Genomic DNA, 17,605 nt, shown 5'->3' with positions numbered 1-17,605 from the left:
AATGCGCAATGTCATTCATAACGATATCCCTCTCGGTCGAATTTATAACATGACGGAGGCTTGCTTCAATAGCCCGGACAACGTGGCGAGATCTGGCGTGCTCCCTTCCTTTAATTTAATCCACTTTCGTTCAGCGGGACCTTCGAATTCTTTGGGAAAATCAATTCCATTTGCATTCATGATCATAAAGGCAATCGCGTCTTTGGAAGGTGAAATGACGGCTGCATAATGTCCATTCTTCAGAAAGTGTGGTTTCTTATACTGAATACGCTCTTGGGCTTCCGGAATAGTCTCAAGTACCATGCTCCGCAGGGTCGAACTGATATCTGCTTGCCATTTCGGCAGATTTTCTATGTAGGCCGTAACTTCCTGATTCATACTTTAAATCCCTCCAATTGGTATTATTTTACTCTCGCTAAAAGTATACTGTTGCTTGAATATCCCGTCAATGAGGTAAATAATCAAGGAGGGATTGCGAATATGCATAAATGAAAGGATTACGAATATGCCAACGATTACCTGCAACAATATTTCACTTTACTACGAAACTTATGGAGAAGGCCCGCCGTTTGTCTTGATAAGCGGGCTTGGGGGAGATCGCTTATTCTGGAGTGGGCGGAAATATTGCACAGACCTTTGTGCTTACATATCCTGAGAGAGTAGAAAAACTAATTTTGGCAGCATCTTTTGCGGTAATGAACCAGCAGGCCAGACTGTTTTTGGATGCCGTTCTATCCGTCTATGAAGGAGGCGCCACGACCAAGCAAATGTTTGATTTAATTGCCCCTTGGCTGTTTTCTGCGTCATTTTTAAACGAACCCGATAATGCTGCTTATCTTGTCTATGACGAGAATGACCCTGACCAGCAGCCCTTCTATGCATGGAAGAATCAATACTTGGCACAGCAGTCGTTCAATGTCGTTTCCCGGCTTCATGAGATCAAAACCCCTACTTTAATTATCTCTGGAGAAATGGATCGGTTAGCTCATCTTGAAGATTCACTTCTGCTGACGGAAAAGATAGAGCATGCCATTCTAAAAACCATCCCAAAATCCGGCCACTTAATCAATTTCGAATATCCAGATTTGTTTCACAGCAGCGTTCTTGAATTCCTGTAATTTTTTCAACACAGTCTTCCACTAAAAAAACGGCAGCCGTTTACTAGCTACCGTTTCTTTGCTGTTTGTTGAACAATTGCTCTTCGTTTTTAAGCCCGCCATTGTGAAGGACGTTCTTGTTCCGATTCCAAACTTGTTTTGAGCGATTTAAGCATTTCACCGTGTGAAAACTCGATTTGTTTCATCACGAATCCCGCTCATCCCAAGCTTTTATTCCAAATTATCTCATTCCTGTATGACCCCCCGCTCCACAAACCTCACTTCCGTGCGCTGCCTAAGCAGTTCCCTAATTCCGTCACCGATGGCCCGAATGCCAGGCTCGATTAGTCCTTCATCGACCTGAGAGACGCTCAGCCGGAGGACACCATCCTGCCTGAATTCCGGCAGGTACATGTGCTGGATTGAATCGACTAGCACGCCTCGCTGCACCAGGTAGTCAGCCACCGCTTGCGCTCGCAGCGGAGCCGGCAGTCCTAGCGTGGTATAGAAGCCAGAATAAGATACGGTGTATGCTGTTCCCGGTGGCAGATACTTTCGATACGCTTCCTGCAGCAGTACCGCCTTGCGGCGGTAGATCTCCCGCATCCTGCCAATGTGAGCGGCGAACATACCGCTCTCTAGAAACACTTCGAGCGCCCCCTGCGTTAGCAGTGGCGAATGCACGTCGGCTGCAGCCTTCGCGCGCAGGAACTCCTCCCGCAGCCCGTCCGGTAGCACTGCCAGTCCAAGGCGCAAACCGGGAAGCATGACTTTGGAGAAACTTTTTACATAAATGACCCGGCCGGATGGATCGTATGCGAACATCGGGTCGTTCCTCGTATCGCCGTCCAAGTCGCCTAAATAATCATCCTCGATAATATACACGTCATACCGCTGCGCCAACTCCACTATACGCTTGCGGGCTTCGTTCGTGTGACTGTAGCCGGTTGGGTTGTGTAACCTCGAGACAGTGTAGAAAAACTTGATGTCCCCGTCTCGAAACAATGCCTCCAACCGCTCCAGATCCACTCCGCCTTCCTCATACCAGATTCCGTGCACTTCGCCCCCATATCCCCGCAGAGATTCGATCATGCCGGCATGTACCGGCTGTTCAACGACGATGTTCCTCTTGCCGTTAGGAAAAGGCAGCCCCACTAGCAAATGCAGTGCTTGCTGGGAGCCAGTCACCACATAGATTCGTTCGGGTACCGTGAACACCTGCAAGTCCCTTAGATGCCTGGCCAGTTGGAACTGTAACGAAGCGAGACCCTGCGCCTCTGAATATGTGAACATGTCCTCACGGTACCGCTCGATAGCCTCGTTCATGCAGTGTTGAAAGTCACGGTACGGCATTGCGCTCCGGTCTGGGCCCGCCCATACGAAATCGATGATGTCCCGAACTTCTTCCGAACCTCTTGCTTCCTCCTTGCCTTGGCGACGATGCGCAACATAATAGCCGCTCTGCGGCATAACATAGATTCGGTGCTTTTGCTCAAGCTCCGCATACGCCCGAATCACCGTATTCCGGCTACAACCGAACACTTCCGCACCTTCCCGGATTGACGGCAGCTTATCCCCCGGCCTCCGCCTCCCGTCTTTCATCTCCTGCAGGAGCTGTTCCACAATCTTTTCATACAGCATCGTCTTATTCACTCCTTCATGCCAACTGTACGGGTACAATCGCCGTAAACGGCACTATAGTCAAGTCGCAAATTCAACTATACTCAGTGTTGTCGGCACGAGCTTTTCTGTTACCCATTATGAATACGCCTAAGGAGGAATGCAATTTGTTTACCTGGACAAAGAAATACCAAATCGCCCTAACGTCTGCAACCCTGCTTTTCGCAGCAACAACGGACAGTGCAGTACTTTCCGTGAATGCCTCCCCGAAAGATACAAAACTCCCTTGCGAGGAGATGTTCCATGACGCTCAGGGAACATTGATCATCAAAAACTTAAAGACAGACCGCATATACGTCTGTTATCCCGAAAGGAGCCGACAGCGCTTCACGCCAGAGTCAACGTTCAAGGTGCCAAACGCGCTTATCGGTCTCGAGGTGGGATCGGTGCGTGACGAATATGACGTAAAGAGATGGGATGGCATCGTTCGGCCGTTCGAGGTATGGAACCGAGACCATACACTGGCTTCAGCAATGCGAGCATCCGCAATCTGGTATTACCAAGCGATGGCACGGGACATTGGAGCCGAGCGGATGAAGAGCAATATAGAGCGTATTCAATACGGTAATATGGATATTAGCGGAGGCATCGATACCTTTTGGCTAAATAACTCGCTGAAGATCTCGGCAGAAGAGCAGATCAACTTCATGGAAGAATTAGTGGAGGAGACACTGCCCTTCCAAGAACAGACTATGAAAACCGTCAAGCGCATCATGATTGATAATGACCAGGACAACTACACGGTGCATGGCAAGACCGGCACGCGGTTATCCGACATGGGCCTCGGTTGGTATGTGGGCTATGTGGAGCGTGGTAAAACCGACTGGATATTCGCTACTAACGTAGATAGCAGCGGGACAACCGCAAAGACGGTCACGTTGGAGGCCTTGAAATACCTCCGCATTTTGTAAGCAGCTTCTAACTCTTCATTTATAGGGTGTTATTCGCTGCTGTGAGGCTCTCAGTTATAATTATTAGCGATCTGCTCTCCTTGAATTCTAATCTTCTCAGCCACAAAGGCGGGTTCAAGTACGCGAACATCCGGTCCATAGCTAAGGATCATTCCGTACATCCAATGATTATTAGGGTAGCTGGTTCTGACAACCAGGGAGCCATCTTCCTGAATTTCTATATTGTCCAGACCGAAGGCTTCCTCCACCCTTACTCTTAACCGTGCTCGAAAATGTAGCAATAACGGAACAGATGGGCCAGTCTCCTGATTTCCCCATCGCGCGTCTAGCTCACTCATTCCAACACCCTTGGTTGCGAAATGCTCCAAATGGATCCGTAAGCCGCTTACTCTTGAGAGTCGGAACGTCCGGTAATCATTGCGTAGCCTGCAATATGCGTACAAGTACCATGCATAACCTTTCCAGGCAATCCCAATGGGTTCGACCTCCCTCTGTTCCCCGACACCATCCGAATTGGTATATAAAAATGATACAACCTTTCTGTTCTTAGAGGCTTGACGCAGTAAGACTAACATGGATTTATCCTTCAATCTTCCGCCATGCCAAAGGTTCGTATCGAAAATAAGTGTTTCACCTGAATCTTCCATTTGGTTTTGTTCAGATCTCACTACAAGCGCTTTGATTTTGGTCAGTAAATCATCCATCTCCTTATCGTCAAGAGATGCTTGAACACCTTTTAGTGCAACCAGAATCGACTGCAAATCGTCAAACGTCACGATTTGCCGATCAATTCGGAACTGCTCCATAATCTCATAACCTCCATCGTATCCAGTGAACGATACGATAGGGATACCTGCGGTATTAATCGTCTCCAAATCACGATAAATCGTCCGAAGGGACACCTCAAACTTATCGGCAAAGGTTTGGGCGTTAACCCGCCGCTGACTTAGTAGAAGCATTGTAATACCAAGCAGTCTCTGAATTTTCAAACCACTCTCTCCCTGTATGCAATAGTAGATTAAATCAATTGTATCAAAAAATCCCAGTTTCTTCTTGCCATATTGTTGTCAGGGATGGTGCCCTACAATAACCACTGATGAATAACAATAAAAAGGATGCCGTATCTTAACCGGCATCCTTTTCCCTTAATAAATCTCTCCCTATTTCAACTCTAATTCTGCTCCCTAAATCAAGCTCTTCATGCCCCTCAGCCACTCATAAAAACCATCATCAAAAAAGAGATCAGGGATGTAAGTCTGAGTATACTTGCAATTAGGGCAAAGAAGAACCAAACCTTGTTCAAGAACTTTAGGGTATAGTTTCTCGTGTTTACTGTTGTTCCCGCAAGTAAGATGACGAACTCCGTCTGCCTGCTGGTAATCTTTAATGCGTTGCTTGATATCCTCTTCGTCCATTATTATCCCCTTTATGAGTTGAGCCCATCTTTACGGTTATAATTATACACGATCTGCTCATTCACAACACCAAAATAATCTAAGCGTTGCCTTGGTTGTTCGAGCTAAATTACATGTAAGTAATGGCTTATCACCTTAATTTATTATCTCTAATTGATCTCTTAAAACTATTTAAAAAATCCACTAATTACTAGTATCCATGTACAAGAATTCACTAAAAACTTCCATATACTATATAGATTGTATATCCATATTTTAGGAGGTGTTTATTTTGTCAAAGAGATCACTAGTCGAAAGTGTATTGTCTCTACTTGATATTGAAGAGATTGAGAAGCTCAAAGCGCAGTATCCAAATGGAGATGAAGAAAAATTATCATTTAATGAATCCCAGAATGAAGAAGAACGAGAAGAATTGCTAGAGGAATGGTTAGACAGCATCAAATGGAAGTTTCTAGAGGAGTTTAAGATTGAGCTCTACAACGAAATTAAATATAAAATCAAATGGGATTTGTCATAATAACAGTCGATAATGATGCTGGTTTACTGACGGGTCCAAATTCTTCAATTAGGATAATTCAAGTTGCATTGGAGCATCGAATCTAGACTCGATGCTTTTTCAATCCCGCCATTTCAAAAAGGCAACCGATCCAATGAGGTCGGCTGCCTTCTCACTTTGTTATGTGCTTATCACCAGTGAAACTCGTTACACATCCAGCAATTGGTCAAAAATGCCTCGGAACTGATCAGCTACTGATTCAACGCCTTCCTCCAACTCTCCGGCACTGAAATAATAACGGTGATGGGACTCATCCATATCCAGCATTTCTGCTAAAAGTCCTTTAAAACCGCGCGCTTTACGGTCAAATTCCAAGAGAATTTTAACCCCGTTTTTATCCGGGTAAAATACAAGCTCCAGCTCTTCAACCGAGCGGCCATATTCGCTATTTTTATAGGGCACAAATTCAAAGTTTTGAATAAATGGCAGGTAATAATTAGCTTGCGGAAAGTATTCGTTTTCTGCTTTATGTAAATGAAAGCCCAATTCCTCCAACGCTTCGAAAATAACAGAAGTGTGCGGATGAGCCAATACTTCAATATCATCTCGATCGGATGGATCAATAGCGTTGTCAATATCCATTCCTGTACGAATCCAGATCGGGCTTACCCCAATTGAGATGGGTGTCTCATGCGGCAGCACGAAATAAAAGGGAATTTCGATCGTTTGTCCTGGTGCAAACTCCAAACTTTCTCCCAACAGGATATTGGCGATCTCAACCGATTCTGTCAACATACGATTCGGATCGCTCTCAGAGGGCGAGGGCTTGCGGTATTGTGTCATAATTTTAAAATAAATTTTGTCCACTTTTTGTTCTACACTGCCGCCTTTGGCGATAATAACACCTTCTACCAGCTCTCCTGGAACGAAAGCCTCCGTGTGGAACTGCGTATCGAAATCAATGTTCCCAATCCCTACTTTTGCCATCATTTTCTTAAAAAAGGACATAGTTATTTCTCTCCCTCGAATTGTTTATTACCCGAACCGAAACCGATTGCATAGTCATCTAAATCTTGAATCGAAAAATCCTTCCAACTTCCCCAATCATACTCTGTTTCAAAAGGATGGGAAATCCACCCATATTTACAATACGGAATGTACGTTCGTTTGTAAAGAGTATCTACTAAAGTTTATATCACTTTCTACAATCCCTTTATTTAGTAGCCTGTATCGATAACCATTGCGGAAGAGCAGCCAATGTATTTGATTTCCAATTCGATAATTCATCAAGCTCTTGTTGTGTCATTGCATCTACGTCTTCTTTGGAATCGTCAACCCAAAACGAACCGTCTTCAGCATACATTTCTTCCATATGGTTAATGCATAACCCTGATGACATCATTGCATTCAATATGTCTTGCATACGCCATTTAAAGGTTGGAACATCTCCGAAAGGACCTGTTGAATCGTAAGGTTTTACTGCTTTTATGTCCTTTGCTGCTTTGATACCAAATGGACGTAAGAATGGGTGAATATCAAACATGATATAGGAACCACTGGGTTTGAGTATTCTATGGATATTTGTGTACATAGCCTTTAAATCATTGATCCAAACATGGACACCATTTGAAGTATATACAAAATCATATTCATTACTATTAATTTTGCTTAAACTCATTGTATCATCACAAATAAATTCAATATTCCAACCATGTTTACGAGCGATATAAGAACTGTTCTCCATTTGTTTTTCAGAAATATCACATGAGGTTACTTGTGCTCCCAATAAATGAAAAGCGAATACGGCATGGTTATCGCCACTTGAAGGAACACATATGCGCTTGTCTTGCAAATTCTGCAATGCATGTTGGATCATCGAAAAAGTTTTATGATGAAATGCTGATGCAGGAGCCTTGATTATTTTTGAAATAGCATCATCACCTCTATATCTTTGATACCAAGTTTCAGACCATTCGTTCCAACTATTCTTAATTATTGCAGCATCCTTATTCATTTGGTTCCCCCCATATCTCGTTATAACTAAGTATAACAAGGAAGGTAGATTTATAGAGTGTACTAATCAACTAGAAAATAAATATTATATAAAAAGTCACACCAGAATACTCCGATGTGACCCCATGAATCTTTATTTTTTTGAATAAATGATTTTTTTAATACTATAACTGGAAAGGCAGAAAAGATCAGAAAGTTGAGCGATAGAAACGCCAGTTGCAAATTTCACACGAATCTCTTCATTCCGATTATTCAAATATTCCCTGCTCCCCGAGTTTTCGCCCCATTTCTTATGTGATCTTTTGGGGTTTGGGATATAGATGATTCCTCCCTGTGTATACTTCTGTATTTCTTCAATTAATTCTTGTGGAAAGATAGTTTCCGCATTTACATATTTCATGCTAGCTCTACTCCTGAAAATAAGCCACCACGACTTCACGGAATTCCTCTGCAGCCTTGGAGATGTACCGGCTCTTATGCCATAATAAAGCAATTTCCCGCACTAATTCATGGTCTTCTACGTGTAGATAGGTAATCTGTTCACGCGAGTTCCTTGCTGAGCTCGGTAGGAAGGCAAGGCCGATTTCAGCTTCCACAAGCGAGCTTAATCTTGCAGGTTCATTTCCCTCATATACATACTTTGGTTCGAATCCAACTGAATGGCATACCGAGTCTACTAAATCTCGGGTACCATAGCCTTTCTTTACACCAACAAACGATTCATTCCTTAGCTCGCTTAAAGAAACGCTGGTTCTACATGCTAGTCGATGCCCCAAAGGAACAGCTAATAGAATTGGATCCATACACACGATTTGACATACAATATCATCCCCTTGAACGGGTGGCGACGACAAGCAAAAATCAACCTCTCCTCGATGAAGAAGTGTAACCATTTCTTGTGTGGTTAGCATTTGTACATGAAATTGAAGATGAGGACGCTTTTGCCTGAATGCTCGAAGGATTTGGGGCAAGGTGCTTGCGGCAGTAACTGCCAATTCGAGCGCGCCATGGTCTGGACTGGATAAATCACTAAGCTCCTGCTTCCCTTGTTCCAATTCAAACAATGCCCTCTCAGCGCGCAGAAGAAATTTACTGCCGAACTCATTTAATCGCAGCTTCCTTCCAATACGATCGAATAAGGGCACGCCAAGATCCTCTTCCAAACGTTGAATGGTTTTACTAAGGGATGATTGGGTAACATGTAGGCTTTGTGCAGCCTCAGTCATATGTTCCAATCGAGCAACCGTGATGAAATATTGTAATTGTAGTAGTTCCATAATGCATCGCCGCCTCCGACTCATTCCTTATAATCAATGAAATCATAACATAAAAGTCATTGGAATAAATAATGAAATTCAATTACGATGACATCAGTAAACAGGGGGTGTCAGACATGAATGATCGCAATAAATGGTTGTTAATTTCAGTTGGATTGGGGGTGCTGCTAAACCCTTTGAATTCATCGATGATTGCTGTTGCTATGGCAAGGTTGCAACATGTGTACCAACTTGCATTCACAGAGGTGTCCTGGATCATATTTGTTTTCTACTTGGCGAGTGCTGTTGCGCAGCCTGTCATGGGTAAAGCCAGTGACTTATTCGGTCGCAAGAAAATATTTCTTGCTGGGCTGGTTATCTCCTTCATTGCTTCCTTACTAGCTCCGCTATCACCTTACTTCGCGGTGCTCCTTGTATTTCGCATTATACAAGCGATAGGAACAAGCATGATGGTTGCCGTCGGCATGGCCATTGTGCGGGTTCATATTACGGAGAAACAAGCGACTGCGCTATCCGTCATGTCCATATTTCTATCGGGAGCTGCAGCACTTGGCCCTTTCATTGGCGGAACTTTGATTCACTGGTGGGACTGGCAGGCGATCTTCTTCGTCAATATTCCGTTCGTTGTGGCGAGCTATCTACTCGCGAGAAGATTCATTCCCAATGACCAACAGCCAACATCCCTCACAGCCAAGCTATCTTTGCGAAAATGGTTGGCGTTCATCGATGCGTCTGGGATTCTACTTTTCACAGTGGGCCTAGTTGGGCTACTCGTTGGCGTACTGTCTGCCAAATCAGTTGGACACATTTCCATTAAGCATGTCAGCGTGGGATTGGTTGGCCTCATTTCACTAGGGGCTTTCGTACGGCATGAGCTAAGAACGGCAACTCCCTTTATTCCTTTGCGCACATTCGCCAAGTATCCGGCAATGACGAGGGTCAATATTGAATTCATGCTCGTAAACGTACTATTTTACTCACTTTTTTTCGGGCTTCCGTCTTATTTGCAAATGGTACGCCATGTCAGTGAGTTCCACACAGGACTTCTTATGTTAAGCCTAGGCTTATGTTCACTCGTCGTATCTCCTCTGGCAGGACGATGGATTGATCGATCAGGACCTCGACCAGCCTTGCGGCTATCCGCAATTTTAATGACACTTGGGTCTATATGGATCGTAACCTGGCAGCCAACGTCTCCGATGCTCAGTATATGTTTGGCTTTAGCCGCGTTCGGAATCAGCAACGGCTTGAATAATGTCGGGATGCAAGCTGTTTTGTTCCAAAGCTCACCGAAAGAAATCATTGGGGTAGCTTCCGGTTTGTTCAATACATCCAGATATCTGGGCACCATTCTCTCTTCTTTATTAATCAGCATTGTAATGGGCGATACATTCAGCGCGGGTGGTTTACGAATACTCGGGATTATTCTTACAGTCATTGCCATGTGTCTACTATTCTTGAATCGGAGACGCTTGGAATCATCACCAAGAGAAGCATCTCTGAATTCGTAAATCAGCCATCATGCTGAGCATTTTTACTAAACAGAAGGTATAATTTGGGTGCCGCAAGAGGATAATTAATGAGAAACGGTTGCTTCTTATCTTATTCGTTTCATTCAAATAGTTCCTTAGGGTTTACGGAGGGCTTGTTTATGAAACTGACGATAGATAACATTAATTCTTCCATTCTCATTAATTTGCAAAAAATCCAACACATTTTCTCAAACAGTGATTCTTTAGTCATACGTAAATTCACAGGAGAACAAGGAACTATACACGCTTGCATCATCTACTTAGATGTCCTTATCGATGAAAAAAGTTTGAATCAACATATCATTCGTAAAATTAACGAAGACATGCGTCACATGTCGAAACTAACTTGTGAATCCATACTAGAAACAATTTACTCACTTGGAACTATTCATGTAATAACAGACATTGAACATATCGTAAGTTTAATTACAGATGCTGGTTTTGTAGTATTAATTGAAGACCATACTGAAGCTTATGGCATGTTACTTCCAGGATATGAGACTCGTCCTATCGAAGAGCCGAAAATCGAGATCAATGTGCGTGGTCCAAGAGAGAGCTTTACTGAAGATCTACATAAAAATTTGAGTATGGTGTACAGGAAGCTTAAGACGCCAGACCTAAAATCAAAATTGTACGTCCTTGGGCAGAAAAGCAACACAAAAGTCATGATTCTATATCTTGAAAACCTTGTTGATTTAGATATTCTTACTGCTTTACAGCATAAACTTGAATCCATTCAATTGGATTTTTTAATTGCTAACACGCAAATTGAGGAGTTGATTCAGGGGAGTACGTTCTCCCCCTTTCCTCAGCTTGTCACGACAGAAAGACCAGATAGAGTGGCTACAGCTCTGTCTAGGGGGAAAATAGGAATTATAACGGATGGTACACCCATTGTTTTACTTACGCCATCCACTTTTTTTGAAATGCTGCACCCCAGTGAAGATCTTTATGAAAGGTTCTATTTCGCAAACTTTTTGCGGATCATTCGTTTGATCAGTCTGTTTCTATCCTTGTTTGGACCTTCCTTATATATCGCCTTGACGACCTTTCATCTCGAGATGATTCCCACCCCATTAATGATGACTTTTATCTCCTCAAAAGCAGGTATTCCATTCCCTACGTTTGTGGAAGCTCTCCTCATGGAAACATCCTTCGAGCTCCTGCGAGAAGCCAGTCTTCGCCTTCCCCGTGCTGTTGGGCAATCCGTTAGCATTGTCGGCGCACTTATTATAGGGGAAGCTGCTGTACAGTCTGGTATCGTATCCCGTCCAATGGTGATTGTAGTTGCAATGACAGGAATTGCCTCTTTTGCTATTCCATCCTTTAGCACGGCTATCGCGTTACGTATGCTCCGTTTCCCTGTCATGCTTTTTACAGCTTATTGTGGTGTGTTTGGACTTTCGTTGTCCTTGTTCATACTTATCCTGCATCTATGTTCTTTACAATCATTTGGCGTCCCTTTTTTAGCGGTCACGAATGATGGTAGCAGCTTAAGAAGTAATGTGATGAAGTATGTTCTCCTTCCAGTCAGGTACAGATCTAATAGGAAGGGGGAAAACAAAATGGCAGGTGCTTCTCACAACAAGGAAGGACTACTTTTGGAGGATGTTGAGCAGAACTATGAAAAGGACTAACCTATATGTGATTTTGTGTTCTATCTCCTTATTCCTAGTGGGATGTACACAGGATAGGATAGAAATTAGCGATATAGCTTTAGTTACAGCAACGGGGATAGATTATGATCTCGATAAGAATAAGTATGTATTTACGGCCTATTGCTTGCTTCCATCAGCAAAAAGTACCGATAAAACGAGTGGGCTTTCTGAGTGGGTTGCAAGTGCAACCGGCAGCTCTATTTTGGAATCCGCCAAAAATTTACGAAGCCGCGCAGGCAAAACATTAACATGGCAGCACAATAAATTTATTCTCGTTGGCGAAAATGCAGCACGTCATTCTTTGTATGAAATACTGGATTTCATAACAAGGAATCGGCAAGTCCGGCTTACCAGTTATCTTTTCATTAATGATGGCAATGCTGCAGACGTATTAAACTTAAAATCGGAAACTGGAGATTTACTTTTCAACGATTTGCAGGGAAAAGTTCGAAATGAAAAAGAGTGGGGAAAAAGTATTAGTCAGATCATACAAGATGTTGCCAATTGGAGTATTAATCCATACAGAGGCTATGTAGTAGGAAGGTTGAGTACTTCGAAGCAAAGTAAATCTAGAGACGTTCTATATTTTAACGGTGCTGCAGTCATAAACAAGGATAAAATGACGGATTGGTTGAAGGGATCCGATGTTCTAGTTGTTCACTTATTGGCAGAGAAAAAGAAATGGAACAGCCTAATTTTCAACGAAACGATTCCTTTTAAATCTAATAAAGTGACATTATTTTTTAAAGTTAAAAAGAAATTCATCCAAAGCAATTTCGTTAACGGTAAACCCAGCATAGATATTCATCTAGATTTCATTTCAACAATAGGAGAAATAACCGAACCTCTACCGTTTGCTAATCCGGATACAATCGATCAATTAGAGCAAGAGGCTTCCAAGGTCATGGAACAGATGATCCAGAAAAGCTTGAACCACCTACAAAAAGAGCTGAAAGTAGACGTTTTAGGGTTCTCCGAGCTATTTAAACAACATCACCCCCACGAATGGAATCGGATAAAAAATAACTGGAATGAGATTTATCCAACAATTCCCATACAGACAAATGTTCATGTTGCCATTGAAAAAATAGGATTGATTCAAAATCTAGGAGAAAATGGATATGTTGAATAGTATCATCTGTGTACTGTCTATAGGTTATGGCATCAAACAATTCCTATATTTACGAAAGCAAACAAATAATCACGATGCTATAGCAATGCTTCTGCTCTCCGCTGTAATTGTAGGTTACTGTATTCCGATCGGACACTACACACTGCCAACAGTGGAGTCCCTGTACACCAAATTGTTTAAATCAGTCTCTGATTATATGTTAGGACAATTAAAAGTAAGTTAGGAGTCGTCATGAAGTCAGTTAAAATAACTTATGTCCAGTTTGGGTTTTTATTATTCAGCTATTTATCTGGCTTCTCCACGCTGTTTTTGAACGAAGCTAAGTTCTTAAAACAAGATGTTTGGATTTCCTATACCTTGGGGACTACCCTTGCCATTATTATGATGCAGTTGATGTGCTATATACAGAAGCAGTACCCTAACTTAAAAATGGTTGAGATTTTTGACAACCTAGTGGGAAGCAAGCTGGCCAAATTATTAATATGTATTTATCTGCTCTACATTCTTGAAATTCAGACGGCAGCCTGTCGGGCTTTATCGTTCTTTTATACGACGGTTGTTCTTCCAAATTTACCATCTAACCAAATCATGCTATTTATTATCTTATGTACCACATATGCCACATTTCTAGGTCTTGGTACGATAGTTCGGTCCACACAAGTGATTATGCCTTTCTTTTTAGCGGGCATTACAATCATTTGTTTATTTATTATAAGAGAACTGGAAACCAATCCTTTCCTGCCCCAGTTTCAACATAGTATTCGGGAACTTGTCTACGGTGGGTGGCTTTCCTTCTATTTTCCGTTTGGAAAATCTATCGTATTTATTTTTATCCTCTATCGTGTAAAGAATTTGGATAAGATATTCACAATTAGCTTAAGTGCCTTAGTTCTCTCATTTCTCTATTTATTACTAGCGACTTATTTAACATTAGGTTCGCTTGGACTAGATTTGGCAGGAACAATTATGTTCCCCTTTTTCTCGACTATTCAAATGGTTAAATTCGGAGAATATCTGGAAAGAATTGAGATCGTCATCATCGCTATTTGGACCATATTTACATTATTCGAAATTGTCGTTCTCCAACATATTTTCATCAAATTGTTCGCTCATACACTGCAACTAAAAAATACGCGAATTGTTATTCTCCCAGTTGGGCTTTTATTTTTTGCGATGGCACAAAAAAGCTTTATCCGTATGAGCGACCTTTATCTGTATAACACTACAATTGCGCTGGTTTCTTCCCTACTTCCGACTGCGATTATTCCCATCCTATTAGTTTTTCTAACCCTAGTACGAAAGCGAAAGCGAATATAGCGTATCCCGCGGTATTAATGTAGACGATATGCTTGTCAACCGACAGAACAGCACAAAAGGTTTGCCCACTATGTCCTTCAACATAGCTGGCAAACCTTTTCCCTATTCAAGAAGCTGCAGTTTTAATTCTTTCACATTGCCTGTATATCCTTCTGGGATACGAACTTGAACAGATACACTTGCTGGATAACTAATGGATAATTCCATCGTTTTGCTAGCTTCATTCACCGTCCAGGCCACGTCGATTCTTCCCCCCGCTGGATGCGGTACGCTTCCTTTCGCCCATGTCAATCCACTTGGTGCAGGTGCAACCTCAATCTCTGCCCATCCTGGCGCAAGACTTTTCACACCGAGTACTTCCCTACCCAAGAAATACGCGGGAGCGGACGACCAGGCATGACAGTGACTGCGTGTAAGCATGTCTGGATTCGAACGATTTTCAAAGAAATTCGGATACTGTTCCCAACATGTTGTCGCTCCATTGCGAATCATCATCCCATAGTTATGACGAATATCCGCTAGCACAAGATCAACTTCCCCCAATTTCGCAAGCGCTTCGTAATAGAAGAACGACATGAACGGACTACCAATTTGCACAAAATGTGATGGAGGATTCACGAGGTAGCTGTCGATTGTCTTTTTCCGTTCACCGTTCGCTACGCCAGTTAAGGAGGCAACGACCTGTGTTTGCATACTCAACACGTCTGATCGTCTTCCGTCCACATGAATGCAATCTATATATGCCATGGCATCTGCATGCCATAAATGGTTGTTGATAGCTGTTTCCAGTTGCACTGCCGCATCTTCGAATAAAGCAACTCCCTCTTGATCGCCCGAAATGAGCGCCATTCGTGCGCCAACTCGTAACGTATGCACTAAAAACATATTCTGGTGCGTGACGATGCCATCATTCGGTTGATCAATCGGTGACCAGTCGAGTAAATTCCAGCCTTTAATCGCAAAGAGACCTTGATCATTGATGTTCGTCAAATAATGTTCGAGTGTGAAACGGATATTTTCATACATCTCCGAAGCAAATGCTTCATCTGCCGTCTGATCGTAGTACTCTGCACAGGCAATCGCCCAGAAGAACGTCCAATTAGGGATCACACTACTCCACCCGCTAGGCACTTGGTCCGCGAATAACGGGGTTTGGTGCTTAGAACCTGGAACAAGTCTTAAGCAGCGTTTGATAATATCTTGAACGCCATATACATAGTTGCTTACCAATGCTTCATTCCGGCTGTCCCCTACCCAGAATACCTGCTCAAAAGCAGGACAATCTACGAACGTATCCTCCATGCACACCTTCGTTGTGTGGCGGGATATTTCCCAAATGTCATTCAAGAGTTCGTCCGAACACGTGAATTGCCCGACTTCTGCAACGGGATAATTGCTCTGAATCATAGTGACGTTGTAGAGTTTGATTGGCTGCTTAGCACCTCGTACAGTCATGGAAACATATCGGAAACCTCGCCGAATCGGTGTTTCATAGCGCTGACGGCCGGCCTTGCACACATAACGGAGTGTATGGTCAAGTCCAAACATGTCTTGTCTATACTCGCCTGACATATACTCGAAGCCATACCAATCCAGGATATCACCCTCATTTGCTTCCACCTCGAAGGCCAAATAACCGGAATATTCCTTCCCTAAATCAAACAGCACTTCCGTATCGTATCCTTCGAATACAGGCACACTAGCCCCTTCCGCATTTGGAATAATGGCATTTTGCAGTTGGGGAGGGACTGCATAGCGAATGTTTTCTTTTCTCCACACACTTAGGGCAAAAACATCTACCTCTGATACATACTTCGGATTTACGGACTGAATCCAATCTTTGAACATGGCCAAATCATCCACAGATCTCACATTGTCGTGCAATGCTAAGTAGTCCGGATGTTCCGACTCCAAGGCACGAACACGTTGGTGATCGATTAACTCAACAGCATCGAAAGGTCCGATTCTGAGCCAAGCTGACTCTGCATGTTCTCGATAATGTGCTGGCGCCTGAAAGGATACAACAAGATCTTCCTCTGCATATACGCCAATCTGCAACTTGCCAGTATGTATATGACTCGACACATCAAGCAGGAGCAAATTCTCTCCAGCCTGAAGATCAACATCCACATACCGCTCTGGTGCTGTACCGTATATCCGATGCTTCTCGATCCATTCGCCATTTACTGATAGGGCTTGCAAACACTCCCTGTCTTGAAGGAATCCAATCGTCACTTTCCCAGCTTTGCTGGTCACAAGCGATGTCACTGCATAGCCGATGAAGTGAATCCGATTCGCGTGAACCTCACTTCCGTCAATCCATCCGTTGCGGATATCCAACGTTGCTGTGACTTGAAACGTCTTGATCTTGGCGAGGGATTCAACCCGAACCGGCGTAATAATTTCTTCTGTCAAGAGAGGGATGTCGCGCGGTTTTACCACCGTCCATGGTTCTATGCCGACAGGCCCAAGCACGACCGATTGCATCCAATCTACTGGCGTGTACTCCCTCTGCATCCATGATGAATCCCAGAGACTTGCATCTATGTATTCGGCAAAAGCGTGCTGACACGATGCTCTCGAAGCACGTGGATGATGTCCTGCATGCCCAGATGTTAACCATGTTGCATCTGTCGCTGCGAGCACATTTCCCTCGGAATCGTTCAATTCCGCTAGCAAACCACCGCGCCCTCTTAAATAGTAAAATGTAGATACACCGAAATGCATCACGAGAACAGCTACGGTGTTCCTTTCACCTGGTTGGAGTAAATGACCGATTTCATACGTATCGTAGGCTAATTCAAAAGGCCAAGAGCGAACTGGGCCTCTCCCTACCTGAGTACCATTTACCATGAGAACATATCTTGAATCCGCTGTAATTCTTAGTGAAGCAGTAGGATTACTTCCCCCCTCGCTGTGCGGAACTTCAAACTCTTTGCGAAAACATCTCCACTCATTCCGCGGACTTTCTTCTCCATCTCCCCAAATCCATTGGGCTTGCCATTTCGTCATTGTCATCGCGTTAGCGTCCTCCTTACGATCCTATCTCTTCTCCCATTATAAAAAAAGTAAAGAGC

At 43.3% G+C, this 17,605-nt stretch carries 17 protein-coding genes; 8 read left to right on the top strand and 9 right to left on the bottom strand.

Annotated elements, in window-relative coordinates:
• Positions 1-42: 42 nt before the first annotated feature.
• Entirely contained in the window at positions 43-378 is a 336-nt protein-coding gene (locus HQN88_RS13260) for a DUF1801 domain-containing protein (RefSeq protein ID WP_173112253.1), read from the bottom strand.
• A gap of 233 nt (positions 379-611) precedes the next feature.
• Here HQN88_RS13260 and HQN88_RS13255 point away from each other — a divergent pair, with 233 nt between their 5' ends.
• On the top strand, positions 612-1,118 hold the full coding sequence (locus tag HQN88_RS13255) for an alpha/beta fold hydrolase (RefSeq protein WP_173112251.1): 507 nt from the start codon (positions 612-614) through the stop codon (positions 1,116-1,118).
• A gap of 225 nt (positions 1,119-1,343) precedes the next feature.
• Here the strand turns inward: HQN88_RS13255 and HQN88_RS13250 are convergent, their stop codons facing one another.
• Positions 1,344-2,738, bottom strand: a complete 1,395-nt coding sequence (locus HQN88_RS13250) for an aminotransferase-like domain-containing protein (RefSeq protein ID WP_173112248.1) — start codon at positions 2,736-2,738, stop codon at positions 1,344-1,346.
• A 146-nt stretch (positions 2,739-2,884) separates the two neighbouring features.
• Here HQN88_RS13250 and blaOXA point away from each other — a divergent pair, with 146 nt between their 5' ends.
• Positions 2,885-3,688: a class D beta-lactamase gene (blaOXA, locus tag HQN88_RS13245; protein WP_246320213.1), complete on the top strand. Its 804-nt coding sequence runs from the start codon at positions 2,885-2,887 to the stop codon at positions 3,686-3,688.
• A gap of 50 nt (positions 3,689-3,738) precedes the next feature.
• Here the strand turns inward: blaOXA and HQN88_RS13240 are convergent, their stop codons facing one another.
• Positions 3,739-4,677, bottom strand: a complete 939-nt coding sequence (locus tag HQN88_RS13240) for a helix-turn-helix transcriptional regulator (protein ID WP_173112242.1) — start codon at positions 4,675-4,677, stop codon at positions 3,739-3,741.
• Positions 4,678-4,872: 195 nt separating this feature from the next.
• Positions 4,873-5,103: a hypothetical protein gene (locus tag HQN88_RS13235; protein ID WP_173112238.1), complete on the bottom strand. Its 231-nt coding sequence runs from the start codon at positions 5,101-5,103 to the stop codon at positions 4,873-4,875.
• Between the two features lie 271 nt (positions 5,104-5,374).
• Here HQN88_RS13235 and HQN88_RS13230 point away from each other — a divergent pair, with 271 nt between their 5' ends.
• Positions 5,375-5,620 (top strand): hypothetical protein, encoded by a 246-nt coding sequence (locus HQN88_RS13230; RefSeq protein ID WP_173112236.1) that lies wholly within the window; start codon positions 5,375-5,377, stop codon positions 5,618-5,620.
• A gap of 186 nt (positions 5,621-5,806) precedes the next feature.
• Here HQN88_RS13230 and HQN88_RS13225 read toward each other — a convergent pair whose 3' ends face one another.
• From HQN88_RS13225 to HQN88_RS13210, 4 genes are all read right to left on the bottom strand, one after another.
• Entirely contained in the window at positions 5,807-6,607 is an 801-nt protein-coding gene (locus tag HQN88_RS13225) for a sporulation protein (protein WP_173112233.1), read from the bottom strand.
• Positions 6,608-6,812: 205 nt separating this feature from the next.
• Complete coding sequence (locus tag HQN88_RS13220; RefSeq protein ID WP_173112229.1) at positions 6,813-7,613, bottom strand: class I SAM-dependent methyltransferase; 801 nt, start codon at positions 7,611-7,613, stop codon at positions 6,813-6,815.
• A 132-nt stretch (positions 7,614-7,745) separates the two neighbouring features.
• Positions 7,746-8,012 carry a CD3324 family protein gene (locus HQN88_RS13215; protein ID WP_173112226.1) on the bottom strand — a complete coding sequence of 89 codons (267 nt, stop codon included), beginning with the start codon at positions 8,010-8,012 and terminating at the stop codon, positions 7,746-7,748.
• 7 nt (positions 8,013-8,019) lie between these two features.
• Entirely contained in the window at positions 8,020-8,889 is an 870-nt protein-coding gene (locus HQN88_RS13210; protein ID WP_173112223.1) for a LysR family transcriptional regulator, read from the bottom strand.
• A 116-nt stretch (positions 8,890-9,005) separates the two neighbouring features.
• Between HQN88_RS13210 and HQN88_RS13205 the strand changes: the two genes are divergently transcribed.
• From HQN88_RS13205 to HQN88_RS13185, 5 genes are all read left to right on the top strand, one after another.
• Complete coding sequence (locus tag HQN88_RS13205) at positions 9,006-10,400, top strand: MFS transporter (RefSeq protein WP_173112220.1); 1,395 nt, start codon at positions 9,006-9,008, stop codon at positions 10,398-10,400.
• Positions 10,401-10,540: 140 nt separating this feature from the next.
• Entirely contained in the window at positions 10,541-12,058 is a 1,518-nt protein-coding gene (locus HQN88_RS13200) for a spore germination protein (RefSeq protein WP_173112217.1), read from the top strand.
• A complete protein-coding gene (locus HQN88_RS13195; RefSeq protein WP_173112214.1) occupies positions 12,045-13,211 on the top strand; it encodes a Ger(x)C family spore germination protein in 1,167 nt (388 codons plus the stop codon). Before HQN88_RS13200 ends, HQN88_RS13195 begins: the two co-directional genes overlap by 14 nt.
• Positions 13,201-13,434 (top strand): hypothetical protein, encoded by a 234-nt coding sequence (locus HQN88_RS13190; protein ID WP_173112211.1) that lies wholly within the window; start codon positions 13,201-13,203, stop codon positions 13,432-13,434. Before HQN88_RS13195 ends, HQN88_RS13190 begins: the two co-directional genes overlap by 11 nt.
• An 8-nt stretch (positions 13,435-13,442) precedes the next feature.
• Complete coding sequence (locus tag HQN88_RS13185) at positions 13,443-14,528, top strand: GerAB/ArcD/ProY family transporter (RefSeq protein ID WP_173112208.1); 1,086 nt, start codon at positions 13,443-13,445, stop codon at positions 14,526-14,528.
• 102 nt (positions 14,529-14,630) lie between these two features.
• Here HQN88_RS13185 and HQN88_RS13180 read toward each other — a convergent pair whose 3' ends face one another.
• On the bottom strand, positions 14,631-17,546 hold the full coding sequence (locus tag HQN88_RS13180; protein WP_246320212.1) for a family 78 glycoside hydrolase catalytic domain: 2,916 nt from the start codon (positions 17,544-17,546) through the stop codon (positions 14,631-14,633).
• Positions 17,547-17,605: the final 59 nt, after the last annotated feature.

It is taken from the genome of Paenibacillus qinlingensis (assembly GCF_013204845.1).
Classification (GTDB): domain Bacteria; phylum Bacillota; class Bacilli; order Paenibacillales; family NBRC-103111; genus Paenibacillus_E; species Paenibacillus_E qinlingensis.
Note: the sequence above shows the minus strand (reverse complement) of the source record. Positions and strands in the feature narration are given on the sequence as shown.

Bases quoted from the DNA above. Each gene is read 5' to 3' on its own strand.
- HQN88_RS13260 (WP_173112253.1), bottom strand. From the start codon at position 378: ATGAATCAGGAAGTTACGGCCTACATAGAAAATCTGCCGAAATGGCAA.
- HQN88_RS13250 (WP_173112248.1), bottom strand. From the start codon at position 2,738: ATGCTGTATGAAAAGATTGTGGAACAGCTCCTGCAGGAGATGAAAGAC.
- HQN88_RS13235 (WP_173112238.1), bottom strand. From the start codon at position 5,103: ATGGACGAAGAGGATATCAAGCAACGCATTAAAGATTACCAGCAGGCA.
- HQN88_RS13225 (WP_173112233.1), bottom strand. From the start codon at position 6,607: ATGTCCTTTTTTAAGAAAATGATGGCAAAAGTAGGGATTGGGAACATT.
- HQN88_RS13220 (WP_173112229.1), bottom strand. From the start codon at position 7,613: ATGAATAAGGATGCTGCAATAATTAAGAATAGTTGGAACGAATGGTCT.
- HQN88_RS13215 (WP_173112226.1), bottom strand. From the start codon at position 8,012: ATGAAATATGTAAATGCGGAAACTATCTTTCCACAAGAATTAATTGAA.
- HQN88_RS13210 (WP_173112223.1), bottom strand. From the start codon at position 8,889: ATGGAACTACTACAATTACAATATTTCATCACGGTTGCTCGATTGGAA.
- HQN88_RS13205 (WP_173112220.1), top strand. From the start codon at position 9,006: ATGAATGATCGCAATAAATGGTTGTTAATTTCAGTTGGATTGGGGGTG.
- HQN88_RS13200 (WP_173112217.1), top strand. From the start codon at position 10,541: ATGAAACTGACGATAGATAACATTAATTCTTCCATTCTCATTAATTTG.
- HQN88_RS13195 (WP_173112214.1), top strand. From the start codon at position 12,045: ATGAAAAGGACTAACCTATATGTGATTTTGTGTTCTATCTCCTTATTC.
- HQN88_RS13190 (WP_173112211.1), top strand. From the start codon at position 13,201: ATGTTGAATAGTATCATCTGTGTACTGTCTATAGGTTATGGCATCAAA.
- HQN88_RS13185 (WP_173112208.1), top strand. From the start codon at position 13,443: ATGAAGTCAGTTAAAATAACTTATGTCCAGTTTGGGTTTTTATTATTC.
- HQN88_RS13180 (WP_246320212.1), bottom strand. From the start codon at position 17,546: ATGACAATGACGAAATGGCAAGCCCAATGGATTTGGGGAGATGGAGAA.